We start from the raw sequence: 944 nt of genomic DNA, 5'->3' as shown, positions 1-944 counted from the left end.
CTCGTCGCCCCCGCCCCGCCCACGATGGCCAGCCCGAGCTGGTGGGGCGCGGACTCCGAGCGGCACCGGCTGCTGCCCGGTCCCGGCGCCACCGGCGCCTTCGTCAAGGTGATGCGCCCGGCCACCACCGCCTACGTCGACCTGCCCACCGCCTTCGGCGCGGCGACCGCGGCCGGTGCGGCGGGCATCGGCCCCCGCGTCCTGGAGGCCTCGCAGGCCACCCGCACGCTCGTCCTGGAGGACCTGACGGAGGTCGCGAAGACCGCGACCCTCGCCGACCTCCTCGACGCCGGCGTGCGCTCGCGCCACCTCGCGGCCCGCCGCGCCGTGCACGCGCTGACCGTGCCGGGCGCCCGGCGCGCCACGGTCTTCGACGACGTCCGCTCGGTGCTGCGGCACGCGCGGGACCGGGGCGCGCTGCTGCCGCCGGACCTGCCGTGGCTGCTGCGCGTGCTCGACGACGCCGAGCGGCGCATCCGCGCCACCGGCACCGACGAGGCGTTCTGCCACGGCGACGGCAACGTCTCCAACGTCCTGCTCGGCGCGGACGGCGGCGTGCACCTGCTGGACTGGGACGTGGCGGCCGTGATGGACCCACTGCAGGACGTCGGCGCCGTCCTCGCCGAGCTCGCCGCCTCCGAGGCCGGGGCCCGCACGCTGTTCGAGGAGGCCTGGGGCCGCTGGGACGAGGCGCTGTTCGACCGCGCCCGCGTCTACGGCGCCGCGGACTGCGTGCGCTGGGGCCTCGTCGGCGCCTACGTCGACGCCGTCGACCCGGGCACCCTGGAGTACTCCAAGTTCTCCGACTGGCAGTTCCTGCGGGCCCGCTGGGCGCTCGCCGACCTGCACCTGGACGACCGGCTGCAGAACCTCTGAGAGGAGCCCGCGTGAGCACCACCGACCTCGCCACCCCCGACCTGGCGGTCCCCGACCTCGCCACCCCC

At 77.0% G+C, this 944-nt stretch carries 1 protein-coding gene; it reads left to right on the top strand.

Going from position 1 to position 944, the window contains the following annotated elements:
- The coding region (locus GTQ99_RS23595; protein ID WP_166618066.1) for a phosphotransferase family protein at positions 1-876 on the top strand (876 nt) is incomplete at its 5' end.
- Between the last annotated feature and the right edge of the window lie 68 nt (positions 877-944).

The organism is Kineococcus vitellinus (assembly GCF_009906315.1).
GTDB lineage: Bacteria > Actinomycetota > Actinomycetes > Actinomycetales > Kineococcaceae > Kineococcus > Kineococcus vitellinus.
This window is presented reverse-complemented; position numbering and strand designations above follow the sequence as displayed.